At 46.0% G+C, this 16,565-nt stretch carries 15 protein-coding genes; 7 read left to right on the top strand and 8 right to left on the bottom strand.

The genetic code is table 11. The features are described from left to right. The 5 genes from EJV45_RS15310 to EJV45_RS15290 form a co-directional block, all read right to left on the bottom strand. Positions 1-1,026, bottom strand: coding sequence for a cell wall metabolism sensor histidine kinase WalK (locus EJV45_RS15310; protein WP_129716928.1), 1,026 nt, complete (start codon positions 1,024-1,026; stop codon positions 1-3). Positions 1,027-1,083: 57 nt separating this feature from the next. Continuing rightward, a complete protein-coding gene (locus EJV45_RS15305) occupies positions 1,084-1,857 on the bottom strand; it encodes a TIGR03915 family putative DNA repair protein (protein WP_129716926.1) in 774 nt (257 codons plus the stop codon). A 5-nt stretch (positions 1,858-1,862) separates the two neighbouring features. Then, positions 1,863-3,119, bottom strand: coding sequence for a putative DNA modification/repair radical SAM protein (locus tag EJV45_RS15300; protein ID WP_129716924.1), 1,257 nt, complete (start codon positions 3,117-3,119; stop codon positions 1,863-1,865). Positions 3,120-3,206: 87 nt separating this feature from the next. After that, positions 3,207-3,854: an HD domain-containing protein gene (locus tag EJV45_RS15295; RefSeq protein WP_129716922.1), complete on the bottom strand. Its 648-nt coding sequence runs from the start codon at positions 3,852-3,854 to the stop codon at positions 3,207-3,209. An 18-nt stretch (positions 3,855-3,872) separates the two neighbouring features. Beyond that, positions 3,873-4,157: a helix-turn-helix domain-containing protein gene (locus EJV45_RS15290; protein WP_129716920.1), complete on the bottom strand. Its 285-nt coding sequence runs from the start codon at positions 4,155-4,157 to the stop codon at positions 3,873-3,875. Between the two features lie 310 nt (positions 4,158-4,467). Here EJV45_RS15290 and EJV45_RS15285 point away from each other — a divergent pair, with 310 nt between their 5' ends. The 4 genes from EJV45_RS15285 (at position 4,468) to EJV45_RS15270 (ending at position 8,540) form a co-directional block, all read left to right on the top strand. Then, positions 4,468-4,701: a hypothetical protein gene (locus tag EJV45_RS15285; RefSeq protein ID WP_129716918.1), complete on the top strand. Its 234-nt coding sequence runs from the start codon at positions 4,468-4,470 to the stop codon at positions 4,699-4,701. A 130-nt stretch (positions 4,702-4,831) separates the two neighbouring features. Further along, positions 4,832-5,053 carry a hypothetical protein gene (locus EJV45_RS15280; protein WP_129716916.1) on the top strand — a complete coding sequence of 74 codons (222 nt, stop codon included), beginning with the start codon at positions 4,832-4,834 and terminating at the stop codon, positions 5,051-5,053. A 17-nt stretch (positions 5,054-5,070) separates the two neighbouring features. Next, the gene (locus EJV45_RS15275) at positions 5,071-6,270 is read left to right on the top strand and encodes an HlyD family secretion protein (protein ID WP_129716913.1); all 1,200 of its coding nucleotides are present in this window, start codon (positions 5,071-5,073) and stop codon (positions 6,268-6,270) included. Further along, positions 6,267-8,540 (top strand): peptidase domain-containing ABC transporter, encoded by a 2,274-nt coding sequence (locus EJV45_RS15270; RefSeq protein ID WP_129716911.1) that lies wholly within the window; start codon positions 6,267-6,269, stop codon positions 8,538-8,540. The genes EJV45_RS15275 and EJV45_RS15270 overlap by 4 nt, the downstream gene beginning before the upstream one ends. An 11-nt stretch (positions 8,541-8,551) precedes the next feature. Here EJV45_RS15270 and EJV45_RS15265 read toward each other — a convergent pair whose 3' ends face one another. After that, positions 8,552-9,739, bottom strand: coding sequence for a class I SAM-dependent RNA methyltransferase (locus tag EJV45_RS15265; protein ID WP_129716909.1), 1,188 nt, complete (start codon positions 9,737-9,739; stop codon positions 8,552-8,554). 69 nt (positions 9,740-9,808) lie between these two features. Here EJV45_RS15265 and EJV45_RS15260 point away from each other — a divergent pair, with 69 nt between their 5' ends. The 3 genes from EJV45_RS15260 (at position 9,809) to EJV45_RS15250 (ending at position 12,874) form a co-directional block, all read left to right on the top strand. Continuing rightward, positions 9,809-10,177 carry a DUF3127 domain-containing protein gene (locus tag EJV45_RS15260; protein ID WP_129716907.1) on the top strand — a complete coding sequence of 123 codons (369 nt, stop codon included), beginning with the start codon at positions 9,809-9,811 and terminating at the stop codon, positions 10,175-10,177. A 148-nt stretch (positions 10,178-10,325) separates the two neighbouring features. Beyond that, entirely contained in the window at positions 10,326-12,173 is a 1,848-nt protein-coding gene (locus EJV45_RS15255; RefSeq protein WP_129716905.1) for a sensor histidine kinase KdpD, read from the top strand. Positions 12,174-12,175: 2 nt separating this feature from the next. Further along, the gene (locus EJV45_RS15250) at positions 12,176-12,874 is read left to right on the top strand and encodes a response regulator transcription factor (RefSeq protein ID WP_129716903.1); all 699 of its coding nucleotides are present in this window, start codon (positions 12,176-12,178) and stop codon (positions 12,872-12,874) included. Between the two features lie 102 nt (positions 12,875-12,976). Here EJV45_RS15250 and EJV45_RS15245 read toward each other — a convergent pair whose 3' ends face one another. Next, complete coding sequence (locus EJV45_RS15245) at positions 12,977-13,771, bottom strand: GLPGLI family protein (RefSeq protein ID WP_129716901.1); 795 nt, start codon at positions 13,769-13,771, stop codon at positions 12,977-12,979. 1 nt (position 13,772) lies between these two features. Further along, positions 13,773-16,553 carry an outer membrane beta-barrel family protein gene (locus EJV45_RS15240; RefSeq protein WP_129716899.1) on the bottom strand — a complete coding sequence of 927 codons (2,781 nt, stop codon included), beginning with the start codon at positions 16,551-16,553 and terminating at the stop codon, positions 13,773-13,775. Positions 16,554-16,565 lie beyond the last annotated feature (12 nt).

Genomic DNA, 16,565 nt, shown 5'->3' with positions numbered 1-16,565 from the left:
TTAACTGCCTTTTTGCAGGGTAAAAGCAAATGTGGTCCCGATCATCGGTGTGCTTCTTACAGAAATGGTTTGCTGGTGTGCCTCCAGAATGTGTTTCACAATGGCCAGACCAAGACCTGTGCCGCCTTCGTTGCGCGAACGGTGGTTGTCTGCCCTGTAAAATCGCTCAAAAAGGCGGGGCAGGTGTTTTTCTTCGATGCCGATCCCGTCATCAGTCACCTCGATGAGAAACTGATCATGCAATTCAAAGATTTTTACGGCAGTACTGCCATTCTCGCGTCCGTACTTGATCGAATTAACAAGCAGGTTGATCATGACCTGTCTGATTTTTTCCCTGTCTGCAGAAACAGGTGTCGGAAATGTATATTTTTCTTTAAAAGCGAGGGTAATATTTTTGCCCGCCGCCCGGTCTTCCAGGCTTTCAATCACCTCGCGCGCCAGCGGAACAAAGTCAAATTTCTGGAAATTAATAGCAATCTCGCCGGTCTCAAGTTTCGAGATTTCGTCAAGGTCATTGATCAGGTAGCTGAGCCGCTCCACATTATTCTCTGCTTTTTTGAGGAACTGCCGGGCCATTTCGGGATCATCATCAATGCAGTCCTGAAGTGTTTCGACATAACCCTGGATGGCAAACAGGGGTGTCTTAAACTCGTGTGATACGTTTGAAAGAAATTCTTTCCTGAATTGCTCCTGCTTTTTGAGCAGGTCGATCTCACGTTTTTTTGCACCGGCCCATTCCTTTACCTCCTGCTCAACATCGTTGATCGGATCTGAGCTGACGTATTCGCCAAGCGCCTCTTTTAAATCTTTACCAAGCTTAAGATTATGGATCATCTTATAGATAAGCTTGATCTTTGAATAAATGTATTTTTCAAGCAGGTAATAGAAGACCAGGAAACTTGTGGCGAACGAGATGCCGAAAGACATCAGGGAATAATACCAGCTTCCCTGGAAATGAAAGTTTACCAGTGCGATAGACAGGCCTACTGCAACAGCGGTGATGAGTACAAGGACGCTCAGTTTCATGTTTTTTGCTGAATGGAATGGCAGCAAGTTACACGATATTTTTCATGATGAAAAAAATCAGGAGGGCAGTTTTTCTGTCAGATATTTCCAGTATCGCTTCGGGACATGCTGTACATGCAATCTGGTGTTTTTTCTCGAGGCGATGTTTGTGCTTTTGAAATAGTCTTTCCACAACTGGGCATAAAGCGCCTCTTTTTTGTCCAAAACCGCGGCAGCGATCTTTGGTTGACTGCTCATTCTGATTTCCTCGAGTTTACCATGTTCGTAGTGAAGTCCGTACTGCCGGCGAAGATCATACACAATCCAGGGCTGATCGGCAAAACGGTCGCGGAAGTGTTTGGCAATGAGCGGAAGAACATTGAAGTCAGGGTCTATAGCCGCATAAAATACGCCGTCGAGTAATTCCTCAAAGCGGATGAATGCTTCCATCCGGTGTTTTTCGCGTTCTACGCTTTTGGCGTATGCAGCAACTTCCTGCACGTGAACATGGCCATAATTGTCCGGACTGCCCCCGCTGAATACATAATTGCAAAATCCGAACAGCTGATCAAGGGCTGCCGGTTTTTCGGCCAGGTAACAACAATACAGGCGGCGAAGAGCCGCTCGGTCCAGACGTTTTTCCAATCCTTTCCAAACTCTCGATGCCTTTTCGGGATCACTGTGAATATGTATTTCGGTGCTGAAGGCATCCGGGTGCCAGCTTTCTTTTGTACGTAAAACCGCATCGCCGGGCTGCCAGCTACGCCTGTGGCCCTTGTCGCGCCGTTCGAAGTATTCGAACACGGCGGTAAGCAAACCTTCGAGGCTTCCATCAAAAATGAAGATTTTCATTCAGATCAGAATAGGTTTAGCTGGTTGCCCGCCGTACGTAAATATTTACTCCGGCCAGATGCCAGAATGTAACTTTTAATCTGTGTAGATTGGAAATCGCCCAACCAAACCGGCGAATCTGCACAGCGGATAAAGTATCGGGCTTTATTATAGGCGATCCCAATCTTTTTAAGCTGGTCAACATGAAGTTTTCCGGATTTACGCGCCTGAACGATTTTTTGGGCCGATAAAACGCCAATTCCGGGAACCCTTAAGATCATGCGGTATGGAGCCGTATTGATATCGACGGGAAAGTCGTTCAGGTTACGTAAAGCCCAGCTCAACTTTGGGTCGGTCTCTTCGTCCAGATGCGGAAACTCATCATTTACGATTTCGTGCACATCAAAGCCATAAAATCGCATGAGCCAATCTGCCTGATAAAGTCTGTTTTCCCGAAGCAGTGGTGGTTTGGAACCGATGCCGGGCATGCGCGAATCATTGCTGATCGGAATATAACCCGAATAATACACCCGCTTCAGGCCGAAATTTTTGTAGAAAGCGTTTGCAGTGAACATGATGTCCTTGTCGCTGTCGGGCGTTGCACCGACAACCATCTGCGTGCTCTGGCCTGCAGGAACAAATTTTGGAGTACTTTTTATAAGCCGGCGTTCATCGCTGAACTGCGTAATGCCCGACTGAATAAGCGCAAGCGGTTTTTTCACCTCCTCGTGACTTTTTTCGGGGGCCAGCAGTTTTAAACTTTGTTCGGTTGGCATTTCGAGGTTAATGCTCATGCGGTCGGCATACAGGCCGGCCTCCTGCAGCAGGGCAGGACTGGCCCCGGGAATTGTTTTGAGATGAATATAGCCGTTAAACCGTTCTTCGAGCCTGAGTTTTTTTACCACAAGCAGCAGCCGTTCCATCGTGAAATCTGCGTTCTTAAAAATTCCCGAGCTCAGGAACAAACCTTCAATATAATTACGCCTGTAAAAGTTCATCGTCAGGGAAACGACTTCGTCTACAGTAAATGCGGCACGTTTAATATCGTTGCTCTTCCGTGAAACACAAAAAGCGCAGTCAAAGATGCAGTGGTTTGTGAGGAGAATTTTCAGTAGCGAAACACAGCGCCCGTCTTCTGTATACGTATGGCAAATACCTGAAGCGTGGCTGTTACCCAGACCGCCATTATCGTTTTTTCTGGTTCCTCCGCTTGATGAACATGATACATCATATTTTGCCGCATCGGCTAAGATTGAAAGTTTTTCACGAATCCTGTCTGACATACACCACCTTTAATGCTAACAAAAATAGCAATAATGCTAAATAAAATAGCTTAAAGAAAGTGAAAGTTTACTCCCTGAGCAACTAACTTATGACAGGCCTTCCCATTCGGAGTAAAACTGTTCAAGATAGTTAAGCATAAATTCATGGCGCTGCCCGGCCATCTTTCTACCGGTTGGCGTATTCATGCGATCTTTCAGCAACAGCAATTTTTCGTAAAAATGATTGATTGTGGGGGCAGTCGTTGCCTTATAACTTTCTTTGGTATGCACTTCAGTGAGTGGAACAGCAGGGTCATAGATAACCCGGTTTTTAAAACCTCCGTAGGTGAAAGCACGGGCAATGCCAATGGCGCCGATGGCGTCAAGCCGGTCGGCATCCTGAACAATTTGCATTTCGGGAGATGAGAAAGTTGTTTGATCGAAACTGTTTTTGAAGGACATGTGACGAATAATATTCACCACATGTCTTATAGTTTCGGCTGGGACACCTAACTGTTTCAGAAAGTCGGTTGCCATCTGCGGCCCCAGTTCTTCATTACCCCCGTTAAATTTTGGATCTGCAATGTCATGAAGTAAGGCGGCAAACGTAACAACCAATTCGTCTGCACCCTCTTCACGGCTTATAGCCATCGCGGTTTTCCAGACGCGTTCAATATGAAACCAGTCATGTCCTGCTTCCGCGTCTTTAAGTACAGCCCTGACATGGGCCACCGTATCTTCTATCCATTGCTTCATCAGGCAAAGGTACGCCGCTTATGCAATGGAAGCAACCAGGCTGTCAGATTCCGGTTTAATGATCTGAACAATCTCGGTATCATCGGCAGAAATAAGCTGAATGATGTCAACCTCGAGGATTTCAGCTATATGAAATAAACGTTCGAGGGTGAGCTTGCTGTATCCTAATTCAACCTTGCTATAGGCGTTCTGCGAAATTTCCAATTTGGCAGCAAGATAATCCTGAGTGTAATTGCGAAACTCCCTGATCTTTCTGATGTTTCTCGCTACGGTATCTGTTCTTGCCTTCAGCGTATCTTTCATAACATTCAATTTTTAAATTTCTTGTTGAAGCATTTACGCAAAAAAGATGTACTTGGTTTTTGTATCCCGTTATGTAACCTCTTTTGTAACATGTAATGTACTGCGCGTGAACGTCTCAGCGCCGTAGATGTTGCCCTTTATCGTACGCCGTTTCGGAGTAAACCACTCTTTTCAGGCGTTTGAAATTCAGGCAGTTACAGAACCAAAACTTACAATTTACCGTTAGTTAGATAAATCGCCGGTAACGGTGGTAACCTAAGGAAAAGCCGAAAACCTTTAAAAGAGTAGGCAACACTTAAATATCTGCATTATGAAAATCCAGGAATTGAATTTGAACGAAATGAAAGAGATCAATGGTGGTGGTTTGTTTGGTAACAGCGATTCATCGAACTCAGGCGGGCTATTCGGCGGACTGGGAATTGACAACCTGTTGTCTTTCCAGACAGCGAGTAAAGATGGTGACGAGCAATCGGCCAGTTCTTTCTCACTGGGGAACGGAATCGGCCTGGATCTGGGCGGTCTGTTCGAAGGTGTAAATAGCTAAGAACACATTTTCCAATAAAAAAGGTAGTCTTCGGGCTGCCTTTTTTTGTTAAAACCCTTAGCCATCCAAATACGTATATAAAAAACCTGAATGTTAAACCGCCGGTCTGACCGGCCTAAACAGAAATCTTATGAAAATCCAGGAACTGAACCCTGCAGAATGCCGGGAAATTAATGGTGGTTCGCAGCAAATTTCCCTTGGGGGAAGTATCGCAATCGGAAGCAATGATACATTGCTTACACTTACCTTTCATCAGCAAAACGGGGATGAGCAGTCAAGAACAACGACGTTAAGCGTAGGTCAGGGAATCTCTTTGAATCTCGGCGCTTATCTGAACCGCTCCGGCAGTTAACTGACCAGGTGACCGGAATGGAGAACGAAAAGTATATTTTTCCGCGTGAGGTTATAGAAAATACCGCTGAATTTCATTTTCATGTGCATAATTCTTACACCCGCGTTATTTACAGGGCCGTGCTGCTTGCATTATTTGCAGCAGTGCTGGCCCTGTTTTTTATCCGCGTTGACGTCAACGTTAAAAGCGCCGGACTTTTCAGGCCCGTTAATGAACGTAATGAAATAAAACCACTCGTATCGGGGCGCGTTGATTCCTTATTTGTAAGAGAAAACAGTTATGTGAAAGCCGGCCAGGTTTTGCTGACAATCAGAAGGGAAATTCTCGATGAGCAAAACAGCCTGGTGCAGCTTGAACAGGATGAATTGCAGAAACAGGTTGCAGACCTTGAGCAACTGATCTCTGCTTATAAGAGAAATGACTGGTCAAAGCGGCTCAAGCTTGAATCTGGTATTTACGGGCAGCAATACAGCCTGTTTATGCAGCGGATAACTGAAGCCAGGGCCCGGTATGCACTTGCAGCAAAAAATAACGAACGCTACCGTTTTCTTCTGCAGCGTCAGGCGGTTTCGGTTGCTGAGTACGATCAGATTCGTTTGCAGATGGAAAATGTACGTAACGAACTGGGACTGATTGGCGAGGAGCAGGGAAGCCGCTGGCAGAGCGACCTTAACCGCCTTCGTTCGCAGAACAGACAACTGACGACCCAGGGAGAAACGTTTAAGGAAGAAAAAGATTTTTATACACTACGTGCACCCGTTAGTGGCAATGTGCAGCAATTAAAAGGTATTCAACCCGGGAGTGTGGTATCTGTGAATGAACTGCTGGGGGAAATTTCTCCCGATTCAGGGCTTATTGCCGAAACGTATGTGCTGCCGAAAGACATCGGACTTCTGAAAGTCGGGACGCGGGCCCGCTTCCAGATTGATGCCTATAATTATAACCAATGGGGAATGGTTGGCGGTAAGGTCGTGTCAATCTCGAACGACATTTTTATGGACAAAACCCAGCCTTATTTTAAAGTGCGCTGCCAGCTGGACAAAAACCAGCTTCAGCTAAAAAATGGCTATACAGGCAGGATAAAAAAAGGCATGACCTTGCAGGCCCGGTTTTTCGTAACCCGGCGCACCCTGTTCCAGCTGTTGTATGACAAAGCCGACGACTGGTTGAATCCAAATGTAATTGCTGACAAAAAAGAACAAACTGCCGGCTTATGAGTAACCCATCTAAATTTTTCGCCGGCATTCGTCATATATTTTCTTCAGGAAAAAAAGCGAAGGCAACGAACGTCCGCCAGCATGATGTAACAGACTGCGGTGCGGCCTGCCTGGCATCAATATCTGCATTTTATGGCCTGGACCTGCCGATTGCCCGGATCAGGCAGTATGCATCGACCGATAAAAAAGGAACTAATATTCTCGGTCTCATTGAGGCCTCAAACCGATTAGGCTTTACTGCGAAAGGTGTAAAGGCGGGATATGAGAATCTTGGCGAAATTCCGCTGCCGGTGATTGCGCACGTGATTCAAAATAACATGGCGCATTATGTTGTCGTCTATAAGTTCAGTGAGGCCGGTGTAACGGTCATGGACCCGGCCTATGGCGAAACAAAGCTACTCAGTCCGGAGGAGTTCAGGCAGCGTTGGACAGGTGTTCTGCTGATGCTTTTGCCGGGCGATGACTTTCGTCAGGGAGATGAAAAAGCATCGATCAGGGAAAGGTTCTGGTTTTTGCTGAAGCCGCACCGCAGCGTTTTGCTCCAGGTACTGATCGGGGCGGTCTTTTATACGATCCTTGGCTTATCGTCCAGTATCTTCCTCCAGAAGATCGTAGACAATGTGTTGCCTGAAGGGAATGTAAACCTTCTGAACCTGATGGGCACGATTATGATTGCCATCATCTTTCTCCAGATATTCATCAATCACTCGAAAACAATATTAACCATTAAAACAGGGCAGCAGATTGACGCCCGGCTCATTCTAGGTTATTATAAACACCTGCTCCGGCTGCCGCAGCAATTTTTTGACAACATGCGGGTGGGTGAGATCATTTCCCGTATGAATGATGCCGTAAAGATCCGGGCATTTATAAATGATGTGCTGATCGGCTTTGCAGTAAACATCTTTGTGCTGATCTTTTCTTTTGCGCTGATGTTTACTTTTTACTGGAAGCTGGCGCTGATCATGCTGATCGTGGTTCCGTTGTACGCGGTTGTTTATTATTTTTCTAACCGGGTACACAAGACCACACAGCGCGAGCTGATGGAAAAGTCTGCCGAACTGGAAAGCCAGTTGGTGGAATCAGTCAACTCTGTAAGCACGATCAAACGTTTTGGGTTGGAAAGCCATACAAACCTGAAAACAGAAATGCGTTTCATCAGCCTGCTGCGCACGGTGTACAAATCAGGAACGAACTCGCTGTGGATTGGAAATGCGAGTGGATTTATATCAAGCATTTTTTCGGTGATTCTCTTATGGGCCGGGGCCAGTTTTGTGCTGAACAACCTGATTACCCCCGGGGAACTGCTGTCGTTTTATGCAATCATAGGTTATTTTACCGGACCGGTCATCAGCCTGATCGGGATGAACAAGGTGATGCAGGATGCGCGCATTGCCGCCGACCGTTTGTTTGAGATCATGGACCTTGAACGCGAGGCAACGGAAAACAAAGCAGATCTTACCGTAGAAATGCTTGGCGACATACAGTTCAAGAACGTTAACTTCAGGTACGGTACACGGGTTACAGTTTTCGAAGATTTCAGTCTTGAAGTGCCAAAAGGTAAAATTACGGCGGTGGTAGGGGAGAGCGGTTCAGGAAAAACAACACTGCTTTCATTGCTGCAGAACATTTATCCGCTGCAATCAGGAAATATTCTCATTGGCGACTATGATATTCGCTACGTGACGAACCGGAGTCTTCGGAGGATCGTCGGCGTGGTACCCCAGGATGTACATCTCTTTGCGGGCAATGTGATCGAAAATATTGCGGTTGGTGATATGGAGCCTGACATGAAGAAGGTTGTACGGATCTGTGGTGAGCTGAAGATTATTGATTTTATAGAAAAACTGCCGCAGGGTTTTGAAACATTCCTCGGCGAAAATGCCGCAAACTTATCTGGCGGACAGCGCCAGCGGCTTGCAATTGCAAGGGCACTTTACCGGGAACCCGAAATCCTGATTCTGGATGAGGCAACGTCATCGCTGGATTCGAATTCTGAAGAACATATTCATGAAGTGATTTCCATGCTGCGCAGTCGCGGAAAAACGATCATTTTGATTGCCCACCGCCTGAGCACGGTTGTAAATGCCGATAAAATTGCGGTACTGAAATCGGGTAAACTCATGGAAGAGGGGCGTCACGAAGAGCTCATCATGCAAAACGGACTGTATACGGCTATGTGGGAAAAACAGTTTCCGCCCAGTCTTTCGCTTAGCGGCGCTACTAAAAAGCCTGCGGCAAGAAAAAAAACAAATAAGGCCGACTTATAGTCGGCCTGGCTTTATTCTTCTTCCTGTTTGAAGGTCGTTCTTCTCGTACCCTCATATAACTCATATTCTAAAAGCCGGCAGTCCAGTTTGCCGTTGTAGAACTCAATTTTTCTGCTGGCTTTCAGGCCAATCCGTTTGGCCAGATCAGGGTTTCCGGTAAAAATGTAGCCTGAATAACCCTTACACTCCTGTTTCATGAAATCGCCCATGCGCTTATAGGTAGCTTCCAGTTTACTGTGCACGCCCAGTCGCTCCCCATATTCCGGATTAAAAATAACCACGCCACCGTCGCCCTGCGGTACTTCCGTGCGTGCAAAATCGCAGGTCTCAAATGTGATCAGCGTTTCCACGCCTGCTGTACGGGCATTTCGGCGGCTCACATCAATGGCATCGTCAGATAGGTCTGTTGCAACGATCTTTAGATGCGGATCTTTTATAACCTGGTCTTTAAGCCGGCGCCGTTCTTCAAAGAAAACCTGTTCATCATAACCGATAATGTGCATAAAGGCGTAATTCATGCGAAACAGACCGGGGCTGCGGTTGGTGGCTATAAGCGCGGCTTCTATAGCAAGCGTTCCTGAACCACACATGGGGTTTACAAATGGTGATTTCCGATCCCACTTACTGGCATAAATGACACCTGAAGCCAGGGCCTCAAGCATTGGCGCTTTGCCTGGTATTTTGCGGTAGCCATGTTTAGCAAGGGTCTCGCCGGAGGTATCAATAAAAATCTCTGCCTCATCGTTCTTCCAGTATAAGTGAACAACAGCTTTGTTCGCATCAGAGCCTGAGTTCGGGCGCATGCCTTTCTTTTCCTTAATGCGGTCTGCGATGGCATCTTTAACTTTCAGATTTGCAAAAAGCGGCGTGTTGATCTGAGGATTGTCTACGTTTGATGTAACCGAAAAATAGCCCGCAAAGTCGATTAGCTCTTCCCATTCCATCTTAACAACTTCCTGATAAAGTGCATCGGGTCCTGCTGCTTTAAATTGCTGCAAAGAATAAAGAATCTGGCTTGCGCAGCGAAGATTCAGGTTCAGGCGGATACAATCTGTAAGGGTAATGTTGAGCTCGACACCGGTTGTAAAACTGCGTACAATCTCATAACCGAGATCCTTAACCTCGGTCTGTAGATAGGGTGAAAGACGTTTATTACAGGTGATAATCACCTTACTTTTATTGTGGAAAACTTGGGCCATATTCTTGGCGAAGTTATCAATAAAAATCAGGAGATTTGACGTTTAGCGAATTATACAGTAGCATTTAATATGGAAATCAAAGGAAAAGTGCACGAGGTAGGTGCAACGCAGCAGGTGAGTGAAACATTCAAAAAACGCGATCTGATCGTGGAATATGCAGAAAACCCAAGCTATCCTGAGTACATCAGGTTTGAGGCGCTGCAGGATAAAACTGCTCTCCTTGATCCCTTGAAGGCAGGAGACATGGTCGAAGTACACTTCAACCTGCGCGGCCGTCCATGGACAGATAAAAGCGGTAAAACTTCGTACTTTAACAGCCTAGTCGTTTGGCGTATCAATGCCGTTGCACCAAACGCAGCCGGGCAGTCTTCACCAGAGTATGCACCGCCTATGGACGTAAATAATGCGCCGGGCGAAGATGACGATCTTCCTTTCTAAAAGACTTTTTTAAGCAAACAAATTAAATATGAGGTGCCGGGCTATTGCCCGGCATTTTTTGTTGCTAAACTCTTTGTTTTTCAATGTGTTAAAAATTGTTAAAAAGCGGTCGCTACTGCCCTTGCTTGGTTATTTTTGACAGAATACGATGAAGAGAAGAAACTTTTGGCTGATTACAGCGCTGATGACCGGGGCCCTGCTTGGCGTTTTTGTCATGCAGCTCTATTACATCAATGAGGCCTATCAGCTCAAATCGCAGCTCTTCGCACAGGAAGTGAAACAGGCGCTGAATGCTGTATCAAATAAGATTCAGAAGAGAAACGTCTATTTTCATGTAAACCGGAAGGGAAATGAGGCACGCGAAAAAAGAAAGTCTGAGCTTAAAAAGTTATATATGGACCTCGCTGAGGTTCAGAGTACTTACAAGGCGAACCTTCAGCTAAGGAAACTGCAGCGGCAGAAAGATATTGAAGCAGAAGTTGTCAAGAATGATAACCTGATCCAGAGCAGTTATCTGCGTGCAACGATTATAAGCGAAACTGAATACAGGCTGCTTTCAGCACCCTCAGAGCCTAGCGGGCGTTCGCCGCTGCGAATCGGCCTGGTGGGAAATATCGACCGGGACGGAAACATTGTGAGCGGCGGTTTTATACCTACGCTGGGCTCGCCCGACAGGAAGTCCATACAATATACCTCAGAAAATCTTCCTGATACGATCAGGTACCTGGTTTACCATCCGCAAACGCTGCAGCCGCTGACTATTTCCTTACCAAAAATTCCTGATGACCTGCGGAAACGGTTCGACAGGGAAGATGCGGACGCGAAGAAAAAGTACGAAGAAGCGCTGGCTAAGTTCAACTCAGATTCGGTAAATACGGCGTACAACAACCAGAATATCGTCGAGGACGTTGTAAACGAACTGCAGCACAAAGATCTTGCACTGGCAGACCGGCTGCCTTCTATTGAGGTTATTGATAATTATCTGAAGGCAGAGCTGATCAGCCACGACATTCCGCTTGAGTATAATTTTATGGTAACGCCGGAAGCAAAAGATTCAGTGGTTTATATGAAGGCTGCAAATAAGGTGGCTTCATTCCTGCCCGCAAATACATTTTACACGAAAGTGTTCAGCAACGATATGACACGCGACCCGGGAAGGTTGTACGTTAGTTTCCCGAGAAAGAATTCCCTCATTGTGAATAACATGGGCGTTACGCTGGCATCATCTGCCGGTCTGCTGCTTGTTCTTGTATTTATTTTCAGTTATACGCTGTACACGATTCTCAGGCAGAAGAAGATTTCTGAGATGAAGACCGACTTCATCAATAACATGACCCACGAGTTCAAAACACCTGTTGCTACGATCATGATAGCCAGCGAGGCGCTGCGCGATTCTGAAGTGCAGGAAGACCGGAGCCGCGTTAACCGTTTGGCTGGCATCATTTATGACGAAAATGTACGGCTTGGCAACCATATAGAGCGTGTATTAAGTATTGCCAGGCTGGAGAAAAACGAACTCAATCTTGAGCGCCGCCCCGTTGATCTGAACGAACTGATCACCGCAGTTATTGACAGCATGCAGCTTCAGTTGCAGAAAAAAAATGCCAGGGTCAGCCTTAACCTGGATGCCGCCGATGCCACAGTAACCGGCGACGAACTTCATCTTTCTAACGTGCTGTACAACCTGGTAGATAATGCCAACAAATACAGTGCGGGCGAACCTGACATATCCATCAAAACAACACGTTCAGGCAAAAACCTGGTTGTGGAAATTGCTGATAAGGGTATAGGGATGACGAAAGAACAAACGCGGCGCATATTCGACCAGTTCTATCGTGTGCCAACAGGCAATCTGCATGATGTGAAGGGATTTGGCCTGGGCCTAAATTACGTACAGGATATTGTGCGTAAGATGGATGGAACCATCAGGGTGCAGTCGGAAAAAGATAAAGGCACGGTTTTTACGATTTTATTTAACACACACAAAAATTCCTGAGCATGAAAAAAATCTTACTGGTTGAAGACGATCCCAATCTGGGGCTGTTGCTGCAGGATTACCTGCAATTAAAAGGAAAGTTTGATGTGGTGCTTGCAACCGATGGCGATGAGGGCTTAAAAGCCTTTACCAGGCAGGATTATGATCTCTGCATCCTGGATGTCATGATGCCAAAGAAAGACGGTTTTACACTAGGGAAAGAGATCAGAAAGATCAATCCGGATATCCCGATCATTTTTGCAACCGCAAAAGCAATGATGGAGGACAAATCTGCAGCATATGACCTTGGGGGCGATGACTATATTACCAAACCATTTCGCATTGAAGAACTGTTGTTGCGCATTAACGCTCTTCTGAAACGTGTTGCAAAAAAAGATACACCCGAAGAACCGCAGGTACAGAATCATTTTAAGATCGGCGACTACGCGTTCGATTATACAACGCAGGTTATTCACAGGCAAGGTAGTCAGCAGAAGCTGTCGACCAAAGAAGCTGAGCTGCTCCGGTTGCTTTGCCTGAAAAAAAATGCGGTTTTAACCCGCGAGGAAGCACTGTTGAGCATCTGGCACGACGACAATTACTTCAATGGCCGCAGCATGGATGTTTTCCTGAGCAAACTGCGTAAATACCTGCGTGAAGACCCTAAGGTTGAGATCATCAACGTACACGGAAAGGGATACAAACTGTTGGAAAACGCTTAACCGGTTATTGGTTTCGGGTGCGCACCACCTTTAGACTGTAAAAGAAAAAAAAATGCAGCCCGGAGGAGCTGCATGATCGCGTTTATATAGTGGATATGTGTTCTAAAGCATGGCCGCTTTCACAATCGGCTTGCCGTATTCACCCCAGTCTTTCATTCCCATATCTAAGGCAGCCTTCAGACCTTTGTTATCTACGGTTTTCACCTTTTTCGGAAGCGTGAGCGCCAGGTCTTTTTCTGTAACGGCGGCATCGTTCACTTTGGTGGCAAACCAGGTTGTGTTCTCGTGAGGCAGCGCCAGGCCGAGAATCATGCCCGGTAATCCGGTAAATGACTCGGGGCCGCCTGAAACGGGAATTTGGTCACAATAAAAAGCAACGACATAGATCGAATCCATAACCAGGGCATTCGCGCGGCGGCACTCGTAGCCCGCAATTTCCCGTGTTTCATCAGTAATTTTCCAGTTTATCCTGCGTAGGCTATCCTTAACCAGATACTGTTCTTCGAAGATCTTCTTCAGTGCTGAGCTCATCCCTGAGTTGAAATCAGTCGATATTGTGTTCTTCATGTTTACACTTGGGTCCTCACCAAAAAACATACTTCCCTTAGCATCATCATCTTCAGCAATCGGTGTAAAGAGACTTTGTGTTTTGGAAAAATTCAGTTTTGATTTGAAAGTCTTGAACTGGGGTTGTGTACGTTTGTACTGATCAAACGCCTGCTGCATAAAACTTTCATTGTCCTTACTGATCCGGGCTTTAATCTTTGCGTACATGTTCACTTTTTTCTCAAACTCTATACTGCCTTCGCTAACAAACCGTGCGTTTTGAGCATGTACACGCATCACTGACAACACAGTGATGGCCAGGATTGCGATCGATTTTACTAAGTATTTCATATTATTTGCCTCCCATTTTATTAAAGTCCCAGATTACCGAAAATAAGAAGTATCTGCGGATGGTAGTGTAACTGTTCTGGATGATCAGGTTATTGCTTGCACGGCGGTCAAAGCCTACGTTTTGGTTTAAAAGGTCATTGCCTGAAAGAACCAGCGAAAGGTTTTCCTGTTTGAAGAATTTTTTGGTCAGGTTCGCATTAATCAGAATCCTTTCAAAGTCCTCGTTAAAGGATTGTGTTCGCGCCCTGTAGTTGTAGCTTGCATCAGAACCAAGTTCGACTTTACCCGGCAGATACACACGGAACGAAGCGTTTCCGTTGGCACTCCAACCGTTGTTATTGATTTCGGGCTGCAGGGACGACTGGCTGGTGTTGTATTGCGGACCCGCCTCAAGCCTGAAATTGTATTTTTTCGGCTTGTATTGTGAGAAGCTAAGATTGCCCGAGTAGCTGTAACTTCTTGTACGGTTCAGTGCATTGTTTGTCATGTTGAAAAACGTATTGCCATTTATATAGGCGTTAAAACCGATATCGAGATCGAGTTTTTTCAGCTTTTTGCCCACATAGCCCCCGCCGTAAAAGTTTGAGTTATTCTCGCCGCGCAGGTTAAATGATTGAAAGGTACTAGCACCTTTATCATTCGTTACGGTGTTTTGTACGATCGGATCGATAGTGAATGAATAACCGCCGTAAAAATTGATGTATTCATTTCCCAGTACTTTATACGAGTTGTAACCTCCGCTGAAGGAGTTGGTAAATGACGGCTCAAGATCAGGATTGCCGAGAACCTGGTTCAACGGGTCTGTATTTTCTCGGATCGGCTGGATCTGGTTGATGCTTGGCTGTGTATTGTTACCCTGGTAATTCAGCCTGAAAGATTTTTGCGAAGACATCTTATAGGTGAAACGGGCCTGCGGATTCCAGTTTGTAAAATTCCGGTTGTAAGCACGGTTGGTGAAAAGATCTGTCTGCTCAAATTTGACATCCGTTACCCGTGTTCCGAAACTTAATATAGTCTTTTTCTTATTATAATTGATGTTTGCACCCACCTGATTTGCGGTTTGGTTCAGTTCAAAGTTGTTACTGAACACGCTATCCAGCACATTGTACGCGCCGCCAACACCCTGGTTAAAAGACCGCCGGTCTGATGTTCCGTTATTCAGGTTCAGGCCATAGTTCAGCACGAGCGAAACAGATTTTGTAATCGGCTCCGTATAAGTCAGGTTCGAATTAAAAACATTCGATTTGATCAAACCGACCTTATTCTGGTTGATGGTAGCTACGCTATCTATATCTCCATTTTCTTCATAGAAGTTACTCAATGAATTCAGAAAGCCGTTGCTCTCGGTTTGTGATATACGTTCAGACAAGTTAACCGACATGGTACGGCCTTTCTTTTTGAAGCGCTTGGTAAAAAGCAGGTTAGCGCCGAATTGTTTTTCATTTCCGCTGCTGCTTAACTTCCGGCTGTTGTTGTTCAGTAGCGTACTGCCGTTGAAGCTGGTAGCAAAGTTGTCGCTTTCTGAATCTGAATTTTTCACCATACCGTCTGCCTGAACCGTCAGGCTTGACATTGAATCCAGTTTTAGCGTATACTTTGCATCTGCTTTTTGTCTAAAGATGCGGTTGTCAAAGTTCTCATCGCTGGTAGTATTCAGTACACGGTCAGGCAGGTTGTTCTGGGTAATGTTATTGCGGTTACCGCGAACGCTCAGCGAGCCGAGTTTGTAGTTGGCGTTTATAGTCTCTTTATCCTCATTCCATTTGTTGTCGAAATGCAGACCGCCGGTTCGGGCGAGCGGGATGCCCTGACCGTTATAGCGGCCATCCCAGCCTTCGAAGTCGTCGCCGCCGCCGCCAAAGATCATGATACCGCCATCGTCAGTGAATTCCATATTTCCTGAACCTGCACCATATTTGTTGCTGTCTTCCCAACCCAGGCCGGTTTGTCCGGTATTTCCGATCGTCCCGTAAGCAGAAAATTTCTTCTTGCCTTTGAAATAGTTAAACATGCCCTGAGCCTGGTAGAAATCGCCGGTTCCGGCGCCGCCGTCCAGTTTTCCAAAGTAGCCCTGTTTCTTATCTTCCTTGAGTTTGATGTTTAACGTTTTAGCTTTCTCGCCATCGTCGACTCCCGTAAAAGCAGCCTGATCACTCGTTTTGTCGAACAGCTGTACCTTGTCAACCATATCTGCGCGCAGGTTTTTGGTTACAAGAGTAGGGTCGTCGCCAAAAAATTCCTCCCCATCTACAAGGACCTTGCTCACGGTCTGGCCCTGCGCCGTAATTTTACCATCTTTATCAACCTGGATGCCGGGAAACTGACGAATCAGGTCTTCGACCTTTGCATTGGCGTCTACTTTAAAGCTTGCTGCATTGAACTCTGTGGTATCGCCTTTTATCGTAATGGCATTTGCTCCCCTGATAATCACATCAGCAAGCAGCTTCGCCTTCAGGGTCATGTTGATTCTTTTAAAGTCGATCTCTTTACGACCGGAATCGAGGTTAAAGAAATCTACGTAGTCGGCATATTTGGGATAGGTAACCAACAGAATGTATTTTCCTTGCTGCAGGTTAGGAAGCGAAAAACTTCCATCTGCAGCTGTGCGTGTGAATTTATAAAGCGTGCTGTCTTTAGCCCTAAGAATGCTGACAGATGAATTCATCAGTCTGGCATTTGCGGCAGTGTCAATGACATTTCCTTTAATCTGGTAAGAGGATTGCGCATATAAACCTCCTGCAAAGAACAGCAGCAGGCAGAGCAGCGTAAAAGATTTTCTCATAAAAGCGGTTTG

The organism is Pedobacter sp. SYP-B3415, from assembly GCF_004138205.1.
GTDB lineage: Bacteria > Bacteroidota > Bacteroidia > Sphingobacteriales > Sphingobacteriaceae > Pedobacter.
Note: the sequence above shows the minus strand (reverse complement) of the source record. Positions and strands in the feature narration are given on the sequence as shown.